We start from the raw sequence: 23,707 nt of genomic DNA on the forward strand, positions 1-23,707 counted from the left end.
TGGTTCCTGAGCTCGTCGAAGGGCGATCTGCTTTCCTGTGAATGCTTCGCATCCACGGGAAAGCAATTTGGGTAGCGCACAAGAAAGGGTGATGATGTTAGGTATGACTCACCCGGCCTCTGCCGAGGCACCATCGACCCTGCACAATCCCGAACCTGAAGAGAACCCGACCGGATTCGCCCTGTGGGCAGTCCTGCGCCGCGACCCCGATCACCGGGCGCCGCTGAGTGACCACGCCGTCTTCGAGCTCGACGGCGCCGTCTCGCGCATCACCGCTGACGGCGTGACCGTTCGCGGCTTCTACGACGTCTCTGGCCTCCGATCGGACGCCGACCTCATGATCTGGCTGCACGGCGACACCGCCGACGGCCTGCAGCGTGCCCTCCGGGTTCTCCGCCGCACCAGCATCCTTCGGTCGATGCTCCCCACCTGGAACGCCATGGGTGTTCACCGTGAGGCGGAGTTCAACAAGCGCCACGTTCCCGGTTTCCTCCGCGGCGTCGAGCCCAAGGGCTGGCTCACCGTCTACCCGTTCGTGCGCAGCTACGAGTGGTACCTGCTCCCCGACGACGAGCGCAGCAAAATGCTCGCCGACCACGGCCGCAAGGGGGCAGCCTTCCGCGGCGCGATCGCGAACACGGTCTCGGCGTTCGCGCTCGGCGACTACGAGTGGATCCTGCCGATCGAATCTGACGACCTCCTCGAGCTCGTCGACCTCATGCGTGATCTCCGGGCGACGGATGCCCGCAGGCACGTCCGCGAGGAAGTCCCGTTCTACACGGGTCGACGTATCCCAACAACCGATATCCCGGAGGTCCTGCAGTGAGTGACGCAGTTCTCGGCGCGACGGAAGCCGCGGCATCCGGCGAACCGCACATCGTTGAACCGGTCGCGTACGACGCGATCCTGCTCGCCGGCTTCGGCGGACCAGAGGGACAGGACGACGTCATCCCGTTCCTGCGCAACGTCACGCGTGGGCGTGGCATCCCGGAGGAGCGCCTCGAAGAGGTCGCCCACCACTACCGCCACTTCGGCGGCGTGAGCCCGATCAACGACCAGAACCGGCAGCTCAAGGCCGCCATGGAGGCCGAGCTTGCGGCGCGCGGCATCGACCTTCCCGTGCTCTGGGGCAACCGCAACTGGGACCCGTACCTGCGTGACGCGCTCGTCGAGGCCAACGAACGCGGCTACACCAAGCTCATTGCGATCGCCACGAGCGCGTACTCGTCGTACTCGAGCTGCCGCCAGTATCGCGAGGACTTCGCGATCGCCCTCGACGAGACAAGCCTGTTCGGGCACATCGCGATCGACAAGGTGCGCCAGTTCTTCGACCACCCCGGTTTCGTCACGCCGTTCATCGACGGTGTGCGTGACGGCCTCAAGAAGGTCCTCGCTGACAATCCGGGCATCGATCTCTTCTCCGAGGTCGAGATCCTCTTCTCGACGCACTCCATTCCGTCAACGGATGCCGCCAAGTCCGGCCCCGCAGAACGCGGCTTCGGTGAGGGTGGCGCGTACGCCGCCCAGCACCGTGCCGTCGCCGAGGTCGTCATCGAATCGGTGAAGCGTGAACTCGCCCTCGATGGTGAACTCGCCTGGCAGCTCGTCTACCAGTCGCGGTCAGGCCCCCCGAGCATGCCGTGGCTCGAGCCGGACATCAATGATGCCATCGCGGAATTGCCGGGCCGTGGCATCCGTGCCGTCGTCATTGTTCCGCTCGGTTTTGTGAGCGACCACATGGAAGTGCTCTGGGACCTCGACAACGAGGCGACGGAATCGGCGGAGGAGAACAAGCTCTACTCGGTTCGTGTGCCTACCCCGGGAACTCACGCGGCCTACGTCACCGGACTCATCGACCTCGTGCTCGAACGGCGCGACGGTGTTCCGGTCGAGGAACGTCCGGCGATGACCGACCTTGGGCCCTGGTACGACGTGTGCCGCCCCGGCTGCTGTGAGAACGTGCGTCTGGGATTCAAACCGGCGCTGTCCGGGCTGCAGCCATGACCCTTCTCATCGGTACCAGGGGCAGCGCACTTGCGATGGCCCAGACCGGGGACATTGCGCGCGCCATCACGGCGGCGACCGGAGTGGAGACGGAACTCGTTCCCGTCACCACCCACGGAGATATATCGCGTGAGTCGCTGTCGAGCCTCGGCGGAACCGGTGTGTTCGCGTCGGCGCTTCGCGAATTCCTCCTTCGCGGCGAATGCGACCTCGTCGTGCACTCGATGAAGGATCTCCCGACCGCCGCCTATGCCGGCTTGAGGGTCGGCGCTGTTCCCGCGCGCGCTGACGCGCGCGACGTCCTGTGCGCGCGTGATGGCCTCACCCTCTCGGCGCTTCCTGATGGCGCCCGGGTGGGAACAGGGTCACCGCGTCGTGCCGCCCAGCTCGCCGCTGTTCGCCCGGACCTCACGGTTCTCGATATCCGTGGCAACGTCGAGACGCGACTCGGATTCGTCACCTCCGGCGAGCTCGACGCCGTCGTCCTCGCCGCGGCCGGCCTCGGTCGCCTCGGCCGACTCGACGCCGTCACCGATTACTTCGACCTCGACGACTGGCCGACCGCTCCTGCCCAGGGTGCGCTCGCGATCGAAGTCCGTACCGCGATCTTCGACGACCCAGCGCGTTTCGGCGACATCCTTGCAGCGCTCGACGCGATCGAGCACCCAGAGACCCGCACAGCCGTGACCGCCGAGCGTGCCATCCTTGCGCGGCTCGAGGCCGGTTGCGCCGCACCCATCGGTGCGACGGCTATCGTCACCCCAGAAGGAGTCAGTGTCACCGGCGCCGTTTACGCACCCGACGGATCCGGTACGCTCAGGCTCACTCGAAAGGCCGTTTTCGCGGCCGCCACCCGACACGAGAACACAGCAACGGCAGAGTCCGTCGGTAACACCCTCGCCGACGACCTCCTCGCCCAGGGCGCAGCAACGCTCGCGCCCCTCAGGCAGAACTGAAGGCAGTCACAATGTCCACACCCGCTCCGTCGAAACCGCTGAAAGGCTGGCGCATTCTTGTGCCGCGCGGTGGACCCTGGGGTGACAGCGTCGCTGCGGACCTGCGTGCTCGGGGAGCGACTCCCGTCGTCGCCCCGATGATCAACTTCGCGCCAACGGCAGACCCGGCACGCCTCACGACGGCGCTCGCGGCGCTCGCGGACGGCGCCTTCGACTGGCTCACCGTCACGAGCGCGACCACCGTCGACGTCATGTACTCGCAGGGCGTCACCATCCCCGAGCGCACGCGCGTTGCCGCTGTCGGCGAGACCACGGCGACCGCACTTCAGGCCGTCGGTTACCGGGTTGATCTCGTGCCGGCCAAAGACAACTCGGCGAAGGGGATGCTCTCCGAGCTCACCCAGCTGGAACCCAAGCCCAAGCGCTTCCTCACCCTCCGCTCCGAGATCGCCAAACCCCTGCTCACCCAGGGCCTGATCGCCGCAGGTCATGACGTCGAATCCGTTGTCGCCTACCGGACCATCGGTGAGCCGGTCTCAGAGAAGATCATCACCGACGTCCGGTCAGGACGCATCAACGGCATCGTCGTCACAAGCGGCAGCGTGGCGCAGCAAGTCGTCGACCAGTTCGGCGAACTTCCCTCGTCGACCCTCGTCGCGGCCATTGGTCCACGAACAGCGAAGGATGCCGCCGGCTTCGGTCTCGCTGTCCACGTCGTCTCCCGCCACCAGACCGTGTCGGCCCTGCTCGACAGCATGGTCGCGCTCGTTGAGGCGGGCCGTGCACCGGGAGCCCCCAGCAACTGACGGCGCTCCTGACGCTCGGCAGGGGTTCAGCCGCCGGAGCGTAGGCTGAACGGGTGAACGTACCTGTGATTCGTCCCCGCCGTCTCCGCCAGACTCCCGCCATGCGCCGCCTCGTTTCTGAGACGCGGCTGCATCCGGCCGAACTCGTCCTTCCACTCTTCGTCCGCGAGGGTGTCGACGAGGCCGTACCGATCAGTTCGATGCCCGGTGTGTCTCAGCACACCCTCGACTCGCTCAAGCGGGCCGCAGCCGAAGCTGCAGAAGCGGGTGTCGGTGGGGTCATGCTCTTCGGTGTTCCCGCCGTCCGCGACGCCACGGGCTCGCAGGCAACGGATCCCCGCGGCATCCTGAACGTGGCGACGGCCGCCGTCGCCGCCGAAGTCGGCGACGCACTCGTCGTTCAGACCGACCTGTGCCTCGATGAGTTCACCGACCACGGCCACTGCGGCGTCCTCGACGATCGCGGACGGGTCGACAATGACGCCACACTTGAGCGGTACGTCGACATGGCGCTGGTCCAGGCGGATGCCGGATCGAGCATATTGGGTCTCAGCGGCATGATGGACGGCCAGGTCGACGCCGTTCGCTCGGCTCTCGACGAAGAGGGTTTCGTCGATACCGCGATCCTCGCCTACTCTGCAAAGTACGCATCAGCGTTCTACGGACCATTCCGTGAAGCCGTCGACTCGCAGCTCTCCGGAGACCGACGGAGTTACCAGCTCGACCCCGGCAACCGGCGCGAGGGAATGCGTGAGTCCACCCTCGACATGTCCGAGGGCGCGGACATCGTCATGGTGAAGCCGGCGGGCAGCTACCTCGACGTGCTCGCCGATGTCGCGGCGATGAGCGACATTCCTGTCTGGGCATACCAGGTCTCCGGCGAGTACGCGATGGTCGAGGCAGCGGCGGCAAACGGCTGGATCGATCGTCGCCGCGCGATCGAGGAGTCGGTGATCAGCATCAGGAGGGCCGGTGCCGACACCGTTCTGACCTACTGGGCGACAGAACTGGCAGGATGGCTCAAATGAACAACGACGACCTCTTCGACCGCGCCAAGCTCTCCATTCCCGGTGGGGTGAACTCGCCGGTGCGCGCGTTCGGCTCTGTCGGCGGTACTCCCCGCTTCCTCGTGAAGGCGTCGGGAGCGACGGTGACGGATGCCGACGGCACCGAATATCTGGATCTCGTCGGCTCGTGGGGTCCCGCGATCCTCGGTCACGCCCACCCCGACGTGGTGCGGGCTGTCCAGGACGCCGCCACCCGGGGACTGTCCTTCGGCGCATCGACACCCGGGGAAACTGAACTGGCCGAACTAGTCAAAGAGCGCGTCTCTGCTGTCGGCGTCGCTCCGATCGAGAAGCTGCGGCTTGTCTCCACGGGTACCGAAGCCACCATGACGGCGATCCGTCTCGCCCGTGGTTTCACGGGTCGGGACCTGCTCGTCAAGTTCGCCGGGCACTACCACGGTCACTCCGACGGACTTCTCGCCGAGGCCGGCTCGGGGCTCGCGACGCTCGCCATGCCGGCCTCCGCGGGTGTCCCGGCTGCCATCGCCGCACAGACGCTCGTTCTGCCGTACAACGACCTCGACGCCCTGCGCGCCGTGTTCGCCGAGCGTGGCGACCAGATCGCGGCCGTGGTCACCGAGGCCGCCGCGGCCAACATGGGTGTGCTCGCACCGGATCGCGGCTTCAACGCGGCGCTCACCGAGCTCGCGCACGAGCACGGCGCACTCGTCATTCTCGACGAGGTGCTCACGGGCTTCCGCGTCAGCCCTTCCGGTTTCTGGGGCCTCTCGCTCGCCGACGGCCCGGTCTACACCCCCGACCTCTTCACCTTTGGCAAGGTCATCGGTGGAGGTATGCCGCTCGCGGCATTGGGTGGGCGTGCGGACGTCATGGACTTCCTCGCGCCGGCCGGTCCGGTGTACCAGGCCGGAACGCTGAGCGGTAACCCCGTCGCCGTCGCCGCCGGAATAGCAACCCTCGAGCGCGCCACCCCTGCCGTATACGCGCGCCTCGACGAGGTATCCGCCGTACTGTCGAGTGCCGTGTCCGATGCCTTGACCCACGAGGGTGTCGCCCATGTCGTGCAGCGTGCGGGTAACCTGTTCAGCTTCATGTTCGCCGAGGAGCGCCCACGCAACTACGCCGAAGCGCAGGCGCAGGAGGCGTGGCGCTATGCCCCGTTCTTCCACGCCATGCTCGATGGCGGGGTGTCTCTGCCGCCGAGCGTCTTCGAGGCGTGGTTCGTTTCCGCCGCGCACGACGAGAACGTGATCTCGCAAATCGTCGACGTTCTTCCCGCGGCCGCTCGCGCCGCAGCCGGGGCGACGAAGCCGGTTTGATCGGCGAACTGCCTGATGGTCGAACCGATTCCAACGGGGACGTTATGTCTTTGTGAGGTGTCACCACCGGTTTTCCGATCGGTTCCCGGCAGACTAGGGGGATGGCTCGACTCCTGCTGCATCCCGACCGTCTTGAAGTGATTCTGTCGACCGCTGAAAAGACCCTGTCGCTGCGACGGGAGAACATCGTGGTGCCGCGTTCGTCGATCCGCTCCGCCACGCTCACCGATGATCCGTGGATCTGGGTGCGTGGGATCCGTGCGCCAGGAACCGCGATCCCCCTGACGCTCGCGGTCGGGCAGTGGAAGTTCCACGGAGGCAAGGACTTCCTCGTGCTCAAGGGCACGAAACCGTCCGTCGTCATCGACGTCGCCGACGAGGAGTTCTCGCGCCTCATCATCACGACGAAGCACGGCATGGAACTCGTCTCGAAGCTCCAGGTCGACGTCAAGCCGGCGAAGAAGTCACCGCGCGTTCGTAAGGCGACGCCGCAGGTGATGCCCAAGCCCAAGCGGACCCCGAAGACGGATGCTGACGCTCCAGCCGGCGCTGGTACGACATCTCCCACAGAGGGCCTCGCCGTCGTCACCCCGGACACCGCCGTGGCAGCGGCCAAAGCTCGTGCGCCCCGCAAGACGCCGACCAAGGCTGCTGCGGCCAAAGCTGCTGCGGCGAAGGTCGCCGATGAGGCGGTTGTCTCGCCGGCCGAGCAGAAGCCGGAGGCACCCGCGAAGTCCGTGCGGCCGCCAGCGCCCAAACCCACGAAGTCGGTGAAAGAGCCCAAGGCTCCAACGGCGAAGACGCCGCGTGCTCCGACAGTACCGCCTGTCGAGCCGCAGACTGACGCTGCTGACCCCGCAAAGCCAGCAGCCGACCCGACAACGGATCAGCCGGACACCGTCTGATCCGCGTCAGCGGGCGCTCGGTTCCTCAGGCGTGAACGTCGACGACGGTCCTGCCGCGAACGCCACCGTCGAGGATGCTCTCTGCCCGCTCCTGAGCAGCAGCGAGCGGAATCTCCTCGGTCATCGAGTCGAGCAATCCGACGTCGAGATCGCGGGCGAGCCGGTCCCACGCTTCCTGGCGAACGGGCAGCGGGGCGTCGACGGAGTTGATGCCGGCGAGGCTGACACCACGGAGGATGAACGGAAGGACCGTTGCCGGGAGATCGGCGCCCTGGGCCAGCCCGCACGCGGTGGCGACGCCACCGTATTTGAGCTGGGCGATCGCGTTGACGAGGGTGTGGCTTCCGACGGCGTCGACAACAGCGGCGTAGCGCTGGGACTGCATCGGCTTTCCCGGTTCGGACAGGGTCGAGCGGTCGATCACCTCTGAGGCGCCGAGTGCGCGCAGGTACTCGCCCTCCTTCTCTCCTCGGCCGGTCGAGGCGACGACCTCGAAACCGAGCCGCGAGAGCAGCGCGACGGCAACCGAGCCGACACCGCCGGCGGCGCCGGTCACGAGCACCGGTCCGTCCGCAGGCGTAACGCCGTGTTTTTCGACGGCAAGGACGGAGAGCATCGCGGTGAAGCCCGCCGTGCCGATCGCCGCGGCCTTCTTGGCCCCGAGCGCATCGGGCACCCGGACGAGGAAGTCGCCGTCGACGCGAGCCCGCTGCGCGAGCCCACCATCGTGGCCCTCGCCGATACCTGCACCGTTGAGCAGCACGACGTCTTCGGCCGACCACGCGCCGGATTCCGACGACTCGACGGTTCCGACAAGGTCGATACCGGGGATGAGCGGCCAGTTGCGGACCACTCCCGGCCGGCCGCACAACGCGAGCCCGTCCTTGTAGTTGATGCTCGAATACAACACCGAAACGACGGTGTCGCCGGGCATGAGGTCGTCGTCGCTCAGTTCGCGAAGGGCCGCCGTCTGCGTTTCTTTACCGGAGGCATCCGCCTGTTTCGATACCTGCCAGGCCGAGAACGTCGTTGTCATGCGTCCAGCCGAGGGGTGGCGGCTGGGCGGGCACGGAGGTGGATGCGCTTGCCCTCCTTGCTGAAGATCGACAGCATCTCGACCGGGCCAGCGCCCGTGGCGGAGAGCCAGTGCGGGATGCGCGTGTCGAACTCGGCAGCTTCGCCTGGGCCGAGCGTGACTTCCTGCTCGCCGAGCACCAGCCGCAGGCGGCCTGAAAGCACGTAGAGCCACTCGTGGCCGTCATGCACCTTCGGGTCGGGAACCGCGGCGACTCCGGCGGGGTTCGCCGGGAACGTCACCTTGTAGGTCTGCACCGGGCTCGACTCGGGCGACAGCGTCTCGTACTGGATCTCCCCGACGCGCTTGGTCGTGCGCGACACCCGCGGGTCGAGCGCCGTGCGCGGCACGATGTCGTCGAGTTCGAGCCGCAGGGCCCGGGCGATGGGCACGACGAGCTCGAGATTGGGGGCACGTTTGCCCGCCTCGAGCCGGGAGAGGGTGCTCGACGAGATGCCCGTGGTTTCAGACAGCTCCGCGAGCGTCATGCTGCGCTTTTCACGCCAGCTCTTGAGCCGCGGACCGATGAGGGTGAGAGAGTCGTTCTGCACGGCGTTCCGTTCTTGCTGATTCGGCATCGATAGTTGCTCTTACGGTAGCATCCGGGCACGCTTGAGTCATGACTTCCCACGACCATTCCTCCGGCGCAGCAGCTCACGTCCATGGAGCGCCCGAACACAACGTCCACGACACCGGCGCAGCAGACAGCTCCGACCCGGCCGAGTTCTGGGAGGCACGATATGTCACCCACCGAGGTGAGAGTGGGCAGATCTGGAGCGGTCGCGTGAACGCGGCCGTCGAGCACGAAGTGACCGGTCTGACGCCGGGAACCGCTCTCGAACTCGGAAGTGGCGAGGGGGCGGATGCTCTGTGGCTCGCGGCTCAGGGCTGGCGCGTCACAGCAATCGATATCTCGGCGAACGCGCTCGCCGTCGCCGCGGAGAGGGCGACGGAGCGAGGGCTCACCGATCGGATCGAGTGGGTGCAGGCGGACCTGGCCACGTGGCATCCGTCTGCGGAATACGACCTCGTGACCGCCGCGTTCTTCCACTCCCCGGTCGAGCTCGAGCGTGAGGAGATCCTGCGGCGGGCGGCCTCGGCCGTCGCACCCGGCGGGCGACTGCTCATCGTCGGGCACGCGGCTTTCCCGCCCGGCTCCGAGCTGGGCGAGCACGAGCAACACGGTCCGCCGCTGCCGTCCACCGCCGAGGTACTCGCGGCGCTCGAGCTGCCGGACGGCTGGGTGATCGAAACCGATGGACTCTACGACCGCACGGTTCCGTGGAAGGACGGCACGGACCTGGCGATCCAGGACACCGTGGTCCGGGTGCGGCGGGAGCGGTAACCGGGCGCTTCGGCGGTCAGACCGTTTTGTACGCCGTGAGGTGTGCGATCGTGTCGGGGTCGTCGACGATCTCGTCGGCGCCGTCGAAGGCGGCATCCGCGGGGTAGACGAGCAGCGGCACACCCGCGACGAGCTGGGCGGTCACCTCGACGACCTCGGTCGGGTCCGTTGTGTAACACCGCATGGTGAAGAACTGGCCCTGGGGGAGACCCGAGATGATCAGGTGGTTGATGTGACCAACGAGGGCATCGGCGTAGGTATCCGAGACGGTGAAGGAGCGGCCGTAGTAGTCGATGCGTTTCATGCAGCAACTGTATCGGGGGGTCGAACAACGGCGGGCGGCGATTCGATACGACGGCGCGCGGCGGCATCGAGCACCCGCGCCCATGGGCGCCCGACCACACCCTGGGCACTCGATGCCGTCGCCCGCCTCAGCCAGGCGCCCGACCACACCCTCGGCACACAGCGGCCGGCGGGTTTACAGGAGATTGCACGATTTACAGGATGCTTTCGGGGATTCTCTCCTGCTAAACGTGCGATCTCCTGTTTTGCGTCTTCGTTGCAGGCGCGGCGCGCGGGGCGCAAGGGCCTTGCCGACGGCTCGGCGGCGGAACTACCGTCGGAGGACCGCAACGAGAGGAACACCATGAGTGACATCGAGAACGGCTCACCCAAGAACGCACTTCCTGACGGCCTCGCCGCAACACCGGAGGTCGTCGACGCCCAGTTCGTCGAGCAGGGTTACAGCGAAGACATCGTCTCCTCACCGGGCGTGCGCGGATCGGACTACGAAGGCGACAACGAAGTGCTCAAGGAGCACTACAACACCGACGACGCCGATCCCGACGCGGCTGACGAGATCCTCAACGACCAGATCGACGGTCGCACCGACGGCTAGACAGCTCCGCTACTCCGCGACGGCCGCGTGTGTCCCACAGAGGGGCGCCGCGGTCGCGTGCGTTTCACACAGAACCAGCTGGGTGCGGCAGGAGGCATCCGCACAGTTCTGCATGTGCTTCGACGGCACACCACAGATCGCGCACGAGCCGATGACGGCAGCGTGGTCGGAGAAGTCCATCGACATGCGGTTGTCGAAGACGTAGAGCGAACCCTCCCAGAGGCCGTCGTCACCGAACGTCTCGCCGTAGCGGACGACCCCGCCGTCGAGCTGGTACACCTCACCGAAACCGCGGCTCTTCATCAATCCGGAGAGAACCTCGCAACGGATGCCGCCGGTGCAGTACGTGACGACCGGCTTGTCCTTGAGGTGGTCATACTTTCCGCTCTCGAGCTCGGCGACAAATTCGCGCGTGTTTGAGACATCCGGCACCACGGCATCCTTGAACCGGCCGATCTCGGCCTCGAAAGCGTTACGTCCGTCGAAAAACACCACGTCGTCTCCGCGCTCGGCGACGAGCTCGTGCAGTTCGTCCGGCTGGAGCTTCATGCCGCCACCGACGACACCGGCATCATCGACTCGAAGCTCGCCTGGTGCACCGAACGAAACGATTTCGTCGCGAACCTTCACGACGAGCCGCGGAAAATCGAGGCTCGCTCCGTTCGCGTCGAGACCCGTGCCCTCCGACCATTTCACGTCGAGGTTCTTGAACGCCGGGTACTCGCGCGTCTTGCGCAGGTACTTCTTCACGGCGCCCAGTTCGCCGCCGATCGTGCCGTTGAGGCCGTCCTTCGAGAGCAGGATGCGCCCCCGCAGGTTGAGGGATTCGGCGAGGTCACGCTGCCACAGCCGAATCGCATCGGGGTCGGCAAGTGGCGTGAAGACGTAATAGAGAAGGATCTTCGAGATGGCCACGATCCCCATTTTAGGCCAGCCGGCTGAATGCTCGCCCGGCCTGCGCGGCATGCCGGGCACCGAAGATCAGGCCAGCGCGTAGCTCACGCGGAGGAGCCCCGAGTCATACGCCGTGCTCTCGACGAGGTCGAGCTTCGACGCGAACCCGTCAGGGAACAGGCGCCGGCCTTCCCCGAGGAGGACGGGACAGATCTGCAGCCACACCTCGTCGACGCCACCCTCCCGGAACAACTGGTCGGCGAGTGACAGGCTGCCCCAGACGATGACGTCACCCGTGGCGTCGTCGGCGATCCTGCGAAGCGTTGTCGCGGCATCCCCGGCGACGATCGTCGCCGGTGAATAATCGCCCCACGGCGCTTCATCGAGCGAGCGGGAGAACACGACCTTGTCGAGACTGTTGAGCCTGTCAGCGATGAGTTCGTCGCGTGACTGGTCCGTCGGCCAATAGCTCGCGAACATTCGGTACGTCGTGCTCCCGAGCGCCATCACCGAGATCGAATCGAGCGACCGCAACTGGTCGGCATCCGCTTCGCTCCAGTCCGAAACCGACTCGAAGAAGTCGAGGTTTCCGGCGGAGTCCGCCGCGAACCCATCCAGCGTAACGAGTTGCTGCACGAGAATCCTGCCCATGAAATGTCTCCTCTCACCGTTCTGAGCGTTCCCCACGCTGCCACCAGCGAGCGGGAGACGGAAGGGGGGATGCCGGTGGCCGGGTTCAGGCATCCGTCGTACGCTCGACGTGAACCGACCGATCGGAGCACCATGTCACGCGCTGTCATCATCGACGCCATCCGTACGCCATCCGGACGGGGGAAACCCGGCGGGGGACTGAGCGAGATCCACCCGGTCGACCTCCTTGCCCAGACGCTCCAGCATCTCGTCGAGCGCACCGGGATCGACCCCGCCCTGATCGATGACGTCATCGCCGGCTGCGTCACCCAGGCCGGCCGGCAATCGGTCAACATCGCCCGCAACGCCGTGCTCGCCGCCGGTTTTCCCGAAAGCGTTCCCGGCACGACGGTCGATCGGCAGTGTGGATCGAGCCAGCAGGCGGCGCAATTCGCGGCGCAGGCGATTCTCGCCGGCACGAGTGACATCGTGATCGCGTGCGGGGTCGAGCAGATGAGTCGCCAGCCGATCGGTTACGCCACACTCGGTGAGGATGCCTACGGCCCGGGAATGCGCGAACGGTACCCCGATGGGCTCGTTCACCAGGGCATCTCGGCCGAGCTCATCGCCGCACGCTGGAAGCTCAGCCGGGGCGAACTCGACGCGTACGCCGCGCAGTCACACCGCCGCGCGGCATCCGCCATCGATCGCGGACTGTTCCTGCCCGAAGTCGTCCCGATCACTGTGCCCGGCGCTGACGGCAACAGCGCCCGCTTCGGGGTCGATGAAACGGTGCGCCGTGGCACCACCGCCGACGGACTCGCGGGGGTGTCGCCCGCTTTCCGCACCGACGAGTATGCCGAGCGCTTTCCCGAGATCGGCTGGAACATCACCGCGGGCAACGCGTCGCCGCTCACGGACGGCGCATCCGCCGCGCTCATCATGAGCGAGGAAAAGGCCGAGCAGCTCGGTCTCACGCCGCTCGCGCGCTTCGTTGGCTTCGCCCAGGTCGGCAGCGACCCGATCGAGATGCTCACCGGCGTCATCCCCGCGACCCGCCGCCTGCTCGAGCGCACCGGGGTTCCGATCGACGACATCGACGTGTTCGAGGTCAACGAAGCATTCGCGTCTGTGCCCCTCGCGTGGCAGCGCGAGTTCGACGTCGACGCCTCGAGGCTCAACCCGTGGGGCGGCGCAATCGCGCTCGGCCACCCGCTCGGAGCATCCGGAACCCGCATCCTCGCGACCCTCGTCAACGCGCTCACGACGGGCGGCGGGCGCTACGGCCTGCAGACCATGTGCGAGGGCGGCGGCATGGCCAACGCCACCCTGATCGAGCGGATCTGATCGAGTCCCGGCGTTGTAGGGACGGCACAACGCGCCGGTGAGGCAACGCCGCCGCGGAGCGTCGCCGCCGACAACGCGGGTGGAGTGCAGCAGCTGGCACCCCTAGGCTCGCAGCACACCCACTCAGGACCGAGAGGATCCAGCAATGAAGCTTGACGGAGCATCCGCCCTCATCACCGGTGGCGCCTCAGGGCTCGGCAACGCCACGGCCACCCGGCTCGCAGCGGCGGGAGTCTCGGTCGTGATCGTCGACCTGCCCTCGTCTCCCGGGGCGGATGCCGCGGCGCGGCTGGGCGAGAACGCCCGTTTCGTTCCGGCCGATGTGTCGAACGAGAAAGAGATTCAGACAGCCGTCGACGCGGCTGTCGCGCTGGCTCCCCTCCGCATCGTCGTCAATTGTGCCGGCGTTGCCACACCGGGCAAGGTTCTCGGTCGCGACGGCATCCTGCCCCTCGACACCTTCAGCCGCGTGCTCCAGGTGAACCTGGTCGGAACCTTCAACGTCGTGCGGCTCGCCGCCGCCGCGATGGCGGAATCCGAGCCGGACGCCGACGGTGAGCGGGGCGTGATCGTCAACACCGCCAGCGTGGCCGCGTTCGACGGGCAGATCGGCCAGCCCGCCTACGCCGCGTCGAAGGGCGGCGTCGCTGCCATGACGCTCCCGCTTGCGCGTGAACTCGCGCGGCACGGCATCCGCGTTGCCACCATCGCGCCGGGAATCATGGAAACCCCGATGCTCAAGGGCCTTCCGCAGGCGGCGCAGGACTCGCTCGGCGAGCAGGTGCCGTTCCCCTCGCGCCTCGGCCGCCCGGAGGAGTACGCGGCGCTCGTGCAGCACATCGCCGAGAACTCGTACCTCAACGGTGAAACGATCCGCCTCGACGGCGCCATCAGGATGGCGCCGAAGTAGCTCATGCTCGCCGAGTCATCACTTCCGGGCTGAAGCCCCGGCGGATACCCGCAGCACCTCTCAACTTTCAATCAAAGGAACCGCATGACCGACAGCATCCTCTTCACCGTCGACGACGGCCTCGCCCACATCACTCTCAACCGCCCTGCCAGGCTCAACGCGATCAACGACGACGCCGCCAACGCCTGGCTCGACATCGCGCGTCAGGTTTCCGACCGCGACGACATCCGCGCGGTGCTCTTCGATGCCGCCGGGCCAGCATTCTGTGCGGGCGGCGACGTCGCCGAGATGAGCGCGATGGACGGCGAGACCTCCGCCACCATCGGCGAGCTTGCCGACGTCATCCACGAGGGGCACCAGATTCTCACCGCGACGCCGAAGCCAATCGTGGCCGCCGTTCAGGGCGCTGTCGCCGGCGGTGGTCTCGGCTTCATGCTCGTCGCCGACTACATCGTCGCCTCCGAGAACGCCCGCTTCGTCTCGAAGTATGCCGACATCGGCCTCACCCCTGACTGCGGCGTCTCGACGCTCCTCCCCGAAGCCGTCGGCCTGCGCCGTGCGCTGCAGCTCACCCTCAGCGACACCTCACTCACCGCCGCCGAAGCGCTCGACTGGGGCCTCATCACCGAGGTCACCGCTCCCGGTGAGACGGATGCCCGCGCTCGCGCGGTCGCGGAACGCTGGCTCACCGGTGCGACCGCGGCCTTCGGGCAGGCGAAGCGGCTGCTCCGCTCCGGCGTCCGCCGCGAGCTCGCGACCTCGTACGACGACGAAGCCCGCACCATCGCCCGAGCAGCGGGAACCGATGACGCCAGGGCCCGCATCGCCGCGTTCGTCGCCCGCTCGGCCCGCCGCTAGCATCCGCTCGTCGCCCCCGCCGCCAAGCCCGCCAGCCGCGCGGATTCACCCACTCCGGACCGAAACACGCGCTACGCCGGGTGAATTCGTCCGCGACAAGTGAATACGCACCCGGCCCCGCGGCATCCGCCCCCGAAACTCGAAACGAAAGAGACCCATGACAGCACCACTCGCAGGCAAGACCATCCTGATGTCCGGCGGGAGCCGAGGTATCGGCCTCGCCATCGCCCTCCGCGCCGCACGCGACGGCGCCAACATTGTGATGCTCGCCAAGACCGACACCCCGGACCCGCGTCTCGAGGGCACCATCCACACCGCGGCTGACGCGGTTCGCGACGCCGGCGGCCAGGCGCTCGCCGTTGTCGGAGACGTTCGCGACGACGCGTCCATCGCCGACGCCGTCGCCCAGGCCGTCGACACATTCGGCGGCATCGACATCGTCGTCAACAACGCGAGCGTCATCAGCCTCGCTCGCACCCTCGAGCTCGAGCCGAAGCGCTTCGACCTCATGCAGGACGTCAACATGCGCGGAACGTTCATGCTCTCGCGCGCCGCGATCCCGCACCTCAAGCAGGCCGACAATGCGCACATCCTGTCGCTGAGCCCGCCGATCAACCTCGACCCGAAGTGGCTCGGCGCGCACACCGGCTACACCCTCGCCAAATACGGCATGTCGATGGCGACGCTCGGTTTCGCCGCCGAATTCGCCCGCGACGGCATCGCCGCCAACACCCTGTGGCCGCGCACGACGATCAAGACGGCCGCGGTCGGCAACATCCTCGGCGGCGAGGCGCTTCTCGCGAAGAGCCGCACCCCGGAGATCTACGCGGATGCCGCCTACGAAGTCCTCGTCAAACCGGCACGCGAGTACACGGGCCAATCCCTCATCGTCGAAGACGTTCTGATCGCCGCCGGGGTGACCGACTTCTCGCAGTACTCACCCGGCGTTGCCGAAGAGGACCTGTTCCCGGACATCTTCCTGTAGCGGCCCGCGGACGCAACCCGCGGCATCCGCTCGCAGCGTTTTCACTCGGTCCGGTCAGCTTCACGCGACGTACCGGGTAATTCCGTCCGCGGCGAGTGAATACGGCGGGGTTTAGGCTCGAGCCGCGGTGAGTTTGAACGAGAGAGGAACGCACATGGGCGACCTTCTGGTGAGCGTGGGAGACGGCATCGGTCACCTCACTCTCAACCGGCCCGCTGTGCTCAACGCACTCACGCACGAGATGATTCTCGGCATCCGTGATGCGCTCGAGAGCTGGCGGGACGACTCCGAGGTGTCGCTCGTCGTCCTCGACGGGGCCGGTGACCGCGGGCTGTGCGCCGGCGGAGACATCCGCGGCCTTCACTCGAACGCTCTCGCCGGGCGCAATGACCTCTCGCGCCATTTCTGGCACGACGAGTACGAGCTCTGCGCGGTCATCGCCGAGTACCCGAAGCCGTTCGTCTCGATCATGGACGGCATCACCATGGGAGGCGGCGTCGGGGTCTCCGCACACGCGGCCATCCGCATCGTGACCGAACGCAGCCGGGTCGCGATGCCCGAGACCCGCATCGGCTTCAGCCCCGACGTCGGTGGCACCCACCTCCTCGCCCGCGCGCCGGGAGAACTCGGAATCTACCTCGGCCTTCACGCGGCAACGATGAACGGGGCGGATGCGATCGCCTGCGGCTTCGCGGACTATTACGTTCCCTCGGAACGGCTCCCGCATCTCTACCAGGCGCTCGGCGAGCGGGCCGACCCAGGCTCTCCCGCCGAGGTCGTGCTGTTGTTCGACGAGACCCCGCCGCCGTCAGAGCTCCTCGCTCGGCGCGAGTGGATCGACCGCTGCTACGTCGGCGACAGCGTCACCACCATCCTCGAGCAGCTCGGATCCGAGTCCGAGGTCGAAGCCCATGCCGCCGCAGACGAACTGACGAAACTGTCGCCGCTCGCGTTGACCGTCGCACTCGCGTCGATGCGTGAAGCACGACGGCTCGGCAACCTCCGCGCCTGTCTCGCGTCGGAGTACCGGGTGTCCGCCTGGCTCGCGGAGCAACCCGACCTGACAGAAGGCATCCGCGCCCGCGTGATCGACAAGGACGGCAGCCCGCGCTGGATGCCGTCGACTCTCGCGGCCGTTCCTGTCAGCGCCGCCTCCGCGGCGCTGACGCACTCGCCGCCCCGACACTGAGTTTCGGTATACCGAACGGGCTCAACAGGTGCCCCGGAGGCCGGGCTGAGCCACTTCTGTATACCTGACGGCCGAAACGACGTATGCTGGAGCTGTGCGAGCAAGCGATCGGGCCTACGCTGTCCTGAAGGAAGACATCCTTCAGTGGCGCCTTGCCCCCGGAACTGTTCTCGGTGAGACCGAGCAGTCGGAGCGCCTCGGCATCTCGCGTACACCCCTCCGTGAAGCAATCACGCGGCTTGCCGCCGAAGGGCTCATCGACACCCAACGCGGTCGCGCCGGCGTGGTCACAGACGTTTCGGCCGACAACCTCGGCGAGTTGTTCGAGCTCCGCGAAGCACTCGAAACCCAGGCTGCCCGCCTTGCCGCCCGCCGACGGGACACCGCCACCTTCGAGCGGCTGCGCAACGACTTTCGTGCGGCTCCCGCTGCTCTCGAGCACGGATCAGCCGGCTATTACGAACTCGTCGCCCGACTCGACGCGGCGATCGATACCGCTATCGCGAACCCTTTTCTCCTCGCCTCGCTCGCCGGGCTGCGTAACCACCTCGCTCGCGTTCGGCGCCTGGCGCAGGACAACCCCACCCGCCTGGCCGAGTCGGTGTCCGAGCACCTGCTCATCGTCCAGGCCATCCTCGACCACGACGAGATGCTCGCAGCGCAGGCGACAGCCGTGCACCTGCGCAAGAGCCTCGCCAACCTCCTCGACGCTGCCGGCCCGGCCGGCGCCACCGTCGGAACGTCCACGAAGGGAACACCATGAAGAATCACCACCTGAGGGTCCACAAGAGCGAAGAAAACCTCGAACGCACCGGGCAGCTGGCCTGGGCCATTGCCGAGGTTGCCGTAGATCCCGTCGAGGTGTCCGCCGAGGTCACCGACATGATCATCAACCGCGTGATCGACAATGCGTCCGTCGCCGCGGCATCCCTCACGCGTGCCCCCGTTGTGTCCGCTCGCTCGCAGGCGCTCGCCCACCCGGTCACCACCGGTGGCGACGGAGCGACCGTGTTCGGATCAGACCCTGCCCGCCGCGTCAGCCCGGAGTGGGCCGCGTGGGCGAACGGTGTCGCCGTTCGTGAGCTCGACTACCACGACACGTTCCTCGCCGCGGATTACTCGCACCCCGGCGACAACATCCCCCCAATCGTCGCCGTCGCCCAGCACGCCGGCTGCACCGGCCGTGACCTCGTCCGTGGCATCGCCACCGGCTACGAGATCCAGGTCGACCTCGTCAAGGCGATCAGCCTGCACAAGCACAAGATCGACCACGTCGCGCACCTCGGCCCATCGGCCGCTGCGGGAATCGGCACCATGCTCGGCCTCGACGTCGAGACGATCTTCCAGGCCGTCGGCCAGGCTCTTCACACCACCACAGCGACCCGACAGTCGCGCAAGGGCCAGATCTCCACCTGGAAGGCCCACGCCCCCGCCTTCGCGGGCAAGATGGCCATCGAAGCCGTCGACCGCGCCATGCGCGGCCAGACCTCGCCCGAACCGATCTACGAGGGCGAGGACGGCGTGATCGCGTGGCTGCTCGACGGTCCGGATGCCTCCTACGAGGTTCCGCTCCCCGAAGCGGGCGAGCCCAAGCGCGCGATCCTTGACAGCTACACGAAGGAACACTCCGCCGAGTACCAGGCGCAGGCGTGGATCGACCTCGCACGCAAGCTGCACAGCCAGTACCCGCACCTGATCGAGTCGGGCACGATCGACCGGGTCGTGCTCCACACGTCGCACCACACCCACTACGTCATCGGCTCAGGCGCGAACGACCCGCAGAAGTACGACCCGACCGCGTCGCGCGAAACGCTCGACCACTCGATCCCGTACATCTTCACCGTCGCACTGCAGGACGGCCGCTGGCACCACGTCGACTCCTATGCGCCCGAACGAGCTGCGCGCCAGGACACGGTCGAGCTGTGGCAGCGCGTGACCACGCAGGAAGACGCCGAGTGGACCCGTCGCTACCACTCCCTCGACCCGAACGAGAAGGCGTTCGGCGGCCGCGTCGAGATCGTCCTCACCGACGGCTCCACGATCGCGGACGAGATCGCTGTCGCTGACGCACACCCGCTTGGTGCCCGGCCCTTCGCCCGCGAGGACTACATCACCAAATTCCGCACGCTTGCCGCTGACGTGCTCGAGCCCGCCGAGATCGAGCGGTTCCTCGAACTGGTCCAGCGACTGCCCGAACTCTCCGCCGCAGAACTCAGCGGCCTCACCATCCAGGCGGCCTCTGGCGTCCTGGCCAAAGTCGACTCCCCGAAGGGACTGTTCTAAATGCTGTACGCAACAACAACACCCGAAGACAAGCGCCGGATCTTCCGGGACCGTCTCGCCACCGGCGAACTCCTCCAGTTCCCTGGCGCTTTCAACCCGCTGTCTGCGCGACTGATCGAGCAGAAGGGCTTCGACGGGGTCTACATCTCCGGCGCCGTCCTCAGCGCCGACCTCGGCTTGCCCGATATCGGGCTCACGACCCTCACCGAGGTCGCCGGTCGTGCGAAGCAGATCGCCCGGATGACCGAGCTTCCTGCTCTCGTCGATGCAGACACCGGCTTCGGTGAGCCGATGAACGTTGCCCGAACTATCCAGGAGCTCGAGGATGCCGGTCTCGCCGGCATGCACATCGAGGACCAGATCAACCCCAAGCGCTGTGGCCACCTCGACGGCAAGCAGGTCGTCGACGAGTCGACCGCGCTCAAGCGGATCCGCTCCGCAGCCGATGCACGCAGGGACGACAACTTCCTCATCATGGCGCGTACAGACATCCGTGCCGTTGACGGCCTCGATGCTGCCGTCGACCGGGCCAAGAAGCTCGTCGATGCCGGTGCCGACGCAATCTTCCCCGAGGCGATGCGCGACCTCAGTGAGTTCGAAGCGGTGCGCAACGCTGTCGATGTGCCGATCCTCGCGAACATGACCGAGTTCGGCAAGAGCGAGCTGTTCACGAGCAGCCAGCTCGCCGACATCGGCATCAACATCGTCATCTGGCCCGTATCGCTGCTGCGAATCGCGATGGGAGCCGCCGGACGTGCCCTCGATACGCTGACCGAGGAGGGTAACCTCACTTCTAAGCTCGACGAGATGCAGCACCGTGCCGACCTGTACGAACTGGTCGACTACGAGGGCTACAACCACTTCGATACCTCGGTGTTCAACTTCACGGTCGCCAAGTAACAACCCGCACGCTCGATACTTCTCAGCAAAGGAGCACGGAATGACAGAGTCCGACATCAAGAAGGGGCTTGCTGGCGTTGTCGTCGACTACACCGCGGTCTCCAAGGTCAACCCGGAGACCAATTCGCTCCTCTACCGGGGTTACCCGGTTCAGGAGCTTGCCGCCAATTGCAGCTTCGAGCAGGTCGCGTATCTGCTCTGGCATGGTGAACTCCCGACGGATGCCGAGCTGGCCGCCTTCGTGGACGTCGAACGTGGGCAGCGTGCCCTCGACGACAACGTGCGTGCCGTCATCGACCTGACGCCGAAGACCGCGCACCCGATGGACGTTATGCGCACCGCGGTGAGCGCGATCGGCGCCAACGACCCGGACGCCGACGTGGCGACGGAGGAGTCCAACCTCAACAAGGCAGCGCGGCTCTACGCCCAGCTGCCGGCGATCGTCGCGTACGACCAGCGTCGCCGCCGCGGTGAGGACCTCGTTCCACCCCGTGACGACCTGGGCTATTCGGAGAACTTCCTCTGGATGACCTTCGGTGAGGTACCGGCATCCGTCGTCGTCGACGCGTTCAACGTGTCGATGATCCTCTACGCCGAGCACTCCTTCAACGCGTCGACGTTCACCGCTCGCGTCATCACCTCGACCCTGAGCGACCTGTACTCGGCGGTCGTCGGCGGTATCGGGGCGCTCAAGGGACCTCTGCACGGCGGCGCCAACGAAGCCGTCATGCACACGTTCGACGAGATCGGTACGGCAGACAAGGCCGAGGCGTGGCTCGAGGATGCCCTTGCCACGAAGCGCAAGATCATGGGCTTCGGGCACCGGGTCTACAAGAACGGCGACTCGCGTGTGCCGACGATGAAGGCTGCGCTCGACACACTCGTCGAGCACTACGAACGCCCCGACATGCTCGAGTTGTACGAAACGCTCGAAGAGGCGATGGGCTCACACAAGAACATCAAGCCGAACCTGGACTACCCGTCGGGCCCCGCGTACCACCTCATGGGTTTCGACACGCTGACCTTCACGCCGCTCTTCGTCGCGTCGAGGATCGTCGGCTGGACCGCCCACATTCTGGAGCAGGCGGCGTCGAACGCGCTCATCCGACCGTTGTCTGCATACAACGGTCCGGACGAACGGCACCTCTCCGAGTAACTCGGGCGCCCACGATTGTGGGCTGGTGAACAAGCCGTCCCGACTCGATTTCGGGACGGCTTGTTCTCTCTCTACAGGGCGGATGCCACGGAGGGCGGCGACCGCGTAGCATCCGTTCAATGCACATGATCTTCCGCACCCTGCTTCTGTTCCTGCGTGCGCCCCGCGCCGGAAAGCGAGGCCCTCAGATCGGGCACTACGACGTCGGGCGTCTCCCGATGCGCGTGCTGCCGACCGACCTCGATCTCAACCGGCACATGAACAACGGCGTGTACCTGTCCGTGCTCGACCTGGGGCGGTTCGACCTGCTCATCCGCAACGGGATCTGGGACATCCTCAACGGTCGCGGCTGGTACCCCGTAGTTGTCGCCGAGACGATAACGTTTCGCAAGTCGCTCAAGCTGTGGCAGAAATTCGTGATCGAGACGCGCGTCTCCGGCTACGACGACAAGGCCGTGTTCGTCGATCAGCGCATCGTGGTCAACGGCGAGATCTTTGCGCAGGCCACGATTCGGGCACGCTTCCTCAAGAAGCGCGGCGGAACCGTGTCGGTCGCCGAACTCATCGATGCGATCGGCTCCGTGCCACCGGACCTGCGGCTTCCGGAGTGGCAGGTCCGCTGGGGTCAGGATGTCGCGCTTCCGTCGACGTCCGCGCCCGCGCCGAGCGAGTGGCCGGGTGCCGTTCCGGTCGATCCGCGCTGAGGTTGTGGCGTCGCTCGGTCGGTAATGGCTGCTCGCCGCGTTGCTCGGTCGGTTGCGGCGAGGGTTTGCGGTCGGGAGCGACCATTCCTGACGGAGCAAGGTCCTTCCGGGTGCGGATGCCGTAGCATCCGTCTCCCGGGACGCCGCCCGTGGTCCGTGGGGATGGCCGGGGCGGGTGGCGGCTCGGTGGTCGCTCGGTGGTCGCTAACGCTGGTGTCTGCGCCGTTTTGCCGGCGTTTGTGACAACTGAAGGGCGCGGCGGGATGTGGCCGCGGTTCGTCGGTCCGGAATGTCGGGTTTGTGGCGCAATACCCGGCATAAGGGACGGATGAAGAGACGGCGGATGCGACGGGACCGACGAAGCACAGCAGCTCCCCGGGCAAATGTCGGCACCCCTGACGTAGGGTGAACGGGATGGACGCGCCCGCACTGACCCGCACCTCGCACGACGTCGCGAGTTCCGCAGGCGACCTCGTGCGACGCGAACGGTATGCTCCGCCGCATCCGTTACAGGTGCAGAAAATCGTCAGCCCGTTCTCGCGTGGGGGAGACGGGCCGTGCTTCCGGCGCACGACGACCGGCGCGTGGATCACCATGCGTACGCCGGACGGTCCCGCCACCCTGCACCTCGCCCAGGACGCGACCGGAGTCGATGCCGCCGCGTGGGGGCCCGGCGCCGAGTGGGCGATCGACGGGGTACCCGAACTTCTCGGTGCGCGCGACGACTGGAGCGACATCGACCTGTCGCCGAGCCCATTGCTCAGCGAGGTCCGCCGCCGCAATCCCGGTCTGCGGCTCGGGCGCAACCGGCTCGTGTTCGAAATGCTCGCGCCGGCGATCCTCGAGCAGAAGGTCACCGTCGTCGAAGCCTGGGCCGCCTGGCAGCTGCTCGTGCGCCGCCACGGCACTCCCGCCCCAGGGCCTGCGCCCGACGGCATGATGGTCGCACCGGACGCCGACACCTGGCGCCACATCCCGAGCTGGGAGTGGCACACCGCAGGTGTCGGTCCGCAGCGCTCCGAGACCGCGGTGCGGGCGTCCCGCGTCGCCGCAGCCCTGGAACGCACGATCACGGGAGCCGGGGACGTCCTCGCCGAGGCCGCCGAGGCATCCGTTCGCCTGCGCAGCCTGCCGGGCATCGGTCCGTGGACAGCCGCCGAAGTCACCAGCCGTGCCCATGGCGACCCGGATGCCGTCAGCGTCGGCGACTACCACCTCGCGTCGACGGTCGGTATGGCGCTCACCGGCTCACCCGTGGACGACGACGCCATGCTCGAACTGCTCGAACCGTGGGCGGGCCAGCGTCAGCGGGTGCTGCGATTGATCCTGCTGAGCGGTATCCACAAACCGCGACGCGGCCCGAAGATCACGATCCAGGACCACCGCAGGCACTGACACTCGTGCCCGGCGCCGGATGCCGCGTGCTGGGTGAGGCGGCATCCGCGGGTTGCGTTGCGTCGTCACTTTTGGCTGCAGATTCGGCTTCGGTCCAGCCAAGAGTGGCCGAGCAACGCA

At 67.0% G+C, this 23,707-nt stretch carries 25 protein-coding genes; 20 read left to right on the forward strand and 5 right to left on the reverse strand.

Annotated elements, in window-relative coordinates; genetic code table 11:
- Positions 1 to 103 precede the first annotated feature (103 nt).
- The 7 genes from hemQ to ACWA1Q_RS00565 all read left to right on the forward strand — a co-directional run bounded on the left by hemQ (position 104) and on the right by ACWA1Q_RS00565 (position 7,018).
- Entirely contained in the window at positions 104 to 826 is a 723-nt protein-coding gene (gene hemQ / locus ACWA1Q_RS00535; protein WP_463758656.1) for a hydrogen peroxide-dependent heme synthase, read from the forward strand.
- Positions 823 to 2,004, forward strand: coding sequence for a ferrochelatase (locus tag ACWA1Q_RS00540; protein ID WP_463758657.1), 1,182 nt, complete (start codon positions 823 to 825; stop codon positions 2,002 to 2,004). Before hemQ ends, ACWA1Q_RS00540 begins: the two co-directional genes overlap by 4 nt.
- Entirely contained in the window at positions 2,001 to 2,960 is a 960-nt protein-coding gene (gene hemC, locus ACWA1Q_RS00545; protein ID WP_463758659.1) for a hydroxymethylbilane synthase, read from the forward strand. Before ACWA1Q_RS00540 ends, hemC begins: the two co-directional genes overlap by 4 nt.
- 11 nt (positions 2,961 to 2,971) lie before the next feature.
- Positions 2,972 to 3,766: a uroporphyrinogen-III synthase gene (locus ACWA1Q_RS00550; RefSeq protein ID WP_463758660.1), complete on the forward strand. Its 795-nt coding sequence runs from the start codon at positions 2,972 to 2,974 to the stop codon at positions 3,764 to 3,766.
- A gap of 101 nt (positions 3,767 to 3,867) precedes the next feature.
- Positions 3,868 to 4,794, forward strand: coding sequence for a porphobilinogen synthase (hemB, locus tag ACWA1Q_RS00555; RefSeq protein WP_463760891.1), 927 nt, complete (start codon positions 3,868 to 3,870; stop codon positions 4,792 to 4,794).
- Complete coding sequence (gene hemL / locus ACWA1Q_RS00560) at positions 4,782 to 6,113, forward strand: glutamate-1-semialdehyde 2,1-aminomutase (protein ID WP_463758661.1); 1,332 nt, start codon at positions 4,782 to 4,784, stop codon at positions 6,111 to 6,113. Before hemB ends, hemL begins: the two co-directional genes overlap by 13 nt.
- Before the next feature lie 101 nt (positions 6,114 to 6,214).
- Entirely contained in the window at positions 6,215 to 7,018 is an 804-nt protein-coding gene (locus ACWA1Q_RS00565) for a hypothetical protein (protein ID WP_463758663.1), read from the forward strand.
- A 25-nt stretch (positions 7,019 to 7,043) separates the two neighbouring features.
- Here ACWA1Q_RS00565 and acuI read toward each other — a convergent pair whose 3' ends face one another.
- Positions 7,044 to 8,054, reverse strand: coding sequence for an acrylyl-CoA reductase (NADPH) (acuI, locus tag ACWA1Q_RS00570; protein ID WP_463758664.1), 1,011 nt, complete (start codon positions 8,052 to 8,054; stop codon positions 7,044 to 7,046).
- A complete protein-coding gene (locus ACWA1Q_RS00575; protein ID WP_463758666.1) occupies positions 8,051 to 8,671 on the reverse strand; it encodes a helix-turn-helix domain-containing protein in 621 nt (206 codons plus the stop codon). Before ACWA1Q_RS00575 ends, acuI begins: the two co-directional genes overlap by 4 nt.
- Before the next feature lie 41 nt (positions 8,672 to 8,712).
- Between ACWA1Q_RS00575 and ACWA1Q_RS00580 the strand changes: the two genes are divergently transcribed.
- Positions 8,713 to 9,438 carry an SAM-dependent methyltransferase gene (locus tag ACWA1Q_RS00580; protein ID WP_463758667.1) on the forward strand — a complete coding sequence of 242 codons (726 nt, stop codon included), beginning with the start codon at positions 8,713 to 8,715 and terminating at the stop codon, positions 9,436 to 9,438.
- Between the two features lie 16 nt (positions 9,439 to 9,454).
- Here the strand turns inward: ACWA1Q_RS00580 and ACWA1Q_RS00585 are convergent, their stop codons facing one another.
- Positions 9,455 to 9,742: a hypothetical protein gene (locus ACWA1Q_RS00585; RefSeq protein ID WP_463758668.1), complete on the reverse strand. Its 288-nt coding sequence runs from the start codon at positions 9,740 to 9,742 to the stop codon at positions 9,455 to 9,457.
- A gap of 342 nt (positions 9,743 to 10,084) precedes the next feature.
- Here ACWA1Q_RS00585 and ACWA1Q_RS00590 point away from each other — a divergent pair, with 342 nt between their 5' ends.
- Complete coding sequence (locus tag ACWA1Q_RS00590) at positions 10,085 to 10,336, forward strand: hypothetical protein (RefSeq protein WP_463758670.1); 252 nt, start codon at positions 10,085 to 10,087, stop codon at positions 10,334 to 10,336.
- 9 nt (positions 10,337 to 10,345) lie between these two features.
- Here ACWA1Q_RS00590 and trhO read toward each other — a convergent pair whose 3' ends face one another.
- Both trhO and ACWA1Q_RS00600 read right to left on the reverse strand, forming a co-directional pair.
- The gene (trhO, locus tag ACWA1Q_RS00595) at positions 10,346 to 11,251 is read right to left on the reverse strand and encodes an oxygen-dependent tRNA uridine(34) hydroxylase TrhO (RefSeq protein WP_463758671.1); all 906 of its coding nucleotides are present in this window, start codon (positions 11,249 to 11,251) and stop codon (positions 10,346 to 10,348) included.
- Positions 11,252 to 11,317: 66 nt separating this feature from the next.
- A complete protein-coding gene (locus ACWA1Q_RS00600; RefSeq protein WP_463758673.1) occupies positions 11,318 to 11,881 on the reverse strand; it encodes a dihydrofolate reductase family protein in 564 nt (187 codons plus the stop codon).
- Positions 11,882 to 12,013: 132 nt separating this feature from the next.
- Here ACWA1Q_RS00600 and ACWA1Q_RS00605 point away from each other — a divergent pair, with 132 nt between their 5' ends.
- The 11 genes from ACWA1Q_RS00605 (at position 12,014) to ACWA1Q_RS00655 (ending at position 23,587) form a co-directional block, all read left to right on the forward strand.
- Positions 12,014 to 13,207 carry a thiolase family protein gene (locus ACWA1Q_RS00605; RefSeq protein WP_463758675.1) on the forward strand — a complete coding sequence of 398 codons (1,194 nt, stop codon included), beginning with the start codon at positions 12,014 to 12,016 and terminating at the stop codon, positions 13,205 to 13,207.
- Between the two features lie 145 nt (positions 13,208 to 13,352).
- On the forward strand, positions 13,353 to 14,117 hold the full coding sequence (locus ACWA1Q_RS00610; RefSeq protein ID WP_463758677.1) for a 3-hydroxyacyl-CoA dehydrogenase: 765 nt from the start codon (positions 13,353 to 13,355) through the stop codon (positions 14,115 to 14,117).
- 84 nt (positions 14,118 to 14,201) lie between these two features.
- Complete coding sequence (locus ACWA1Q_RS00615) at positions 14,202 to 14,975, forward strand: enoyl-CoA hydratase/isomerase family protein (RefSeq protein ID WP_463758678.1); 774 nt, start codon at positions 14,202 to 14,204, stop codon at positions 14,973 to 14,975.
- Between the two features lie 157 nt (positions 14,976 to 15,132).
- Positions 15,133 to 15,960 carry an SDR family oxidoreductase gene (locus ACWA1Q_RS00620; RefSeq protein ID WP_463758680.1) on the forward strand — a complete coding sequence of 276 codons (828 nt, stop codon included), beginning with the start codon at positions 15,133 to 15,135 and terminating at the stop codon, positions 15,958 to 15,960.
- Positions 15,961 to 16,114: 154 nt separating this feature from the next.
- Positions 16,115 to 17,149: an enoyl-CoA hydratase/isomerase family protein gene (locus ACWA1Q_RS00625; protein ID WP_463758681.1), complete on the forward strand. Its 1,035-nt coding sequence runs from the start codon at positions 16,115 to 16,117 to the stop codon at positions 17,147 to 17,149.
- A gap of 94 nt (positions 17,150 to 17,243) precedes the next feature.
- Positions 17,244 to 17,912, forward strand: coding sequence for a GntR family transcriptional regulator (locus ACWA1Q_RS00630; protein WP_463758682.1), 669 nt, complete (start codon positions 17,244 to 17,246; stop codon positions 17,910 to 17,912).
- Entirely contained in the window at positions 17,909 to 19,432 is a 1,524-nt protein-coding gene (locus tag ACWA1Q_RS00635) for an MmgE/PrpD family protein (RefSeq protein WP_463758684.1), read from the forward strand. Before ACWA1Q_RS00630 ends, ACWA1Q_RS00635 begins: the two co-directional genes overlap by 4 nt.
- Positions 19,433 to 20,332 carry a methylisocitrate lyase gene (prpB, locus tag ACWA1Q_RS00640; protein WP_463758685.1) on the forward strand — a complete coding sequence of 300 codons (900 nt, stop codon included), beginning with the start codon at positions 19,433 to 19,435 and terminating at the stop codon, positions 20,330 to 20,332.
- A 40-nt stretch (positions 20,333 to 20,372) separates the two neighbouring features.
- On the forward strand, positions 20,373 to 21,488 hold the full coding sequence (locus tag ACWA1Q_RS00645) for a bifunctional 2-methylcitrate synthase/citrate synthase (RefSeq protein WP_463758686.1): 1,116 nt from the start codon (positions 20,373 to 20,375) through the stop codon (positions 21,486 to 21,488).
- Between the two features lie 119 nt (positions 21,489 to 21,607).
- Positions 21,608 to 22,192 (forward strand): acyl-CoA thioesterase, encoded by a 585-nt coding sequence (locus tag ACWA1Q_RS00650; RefSeq protein WP_463758688.1) that lies wholly within the window; start codon positions 21,608 to 21,610, stop codon positions 22,190 to 22,192.
- A gap of 414 nt (positions 22,193 to 22,606) precedes the next feature.
- Complete coding sequence (locus ACWA1Q_RS00655; protein ID WP_463758690.1) at positions 22,607 to 23,587, forward strand: DNA-3-methyladenine glycosylase family protein; 981 nt, start codon at positions 22,607 to 22,609, stop codon at positions 23,585 to 23,587.
- Positions 23,588 to 23,707: the final 120 nt, after the last annotated feature.

This window comes from Mycetocola sp. TRD_SC_2 (assembly GCF_055361225.1).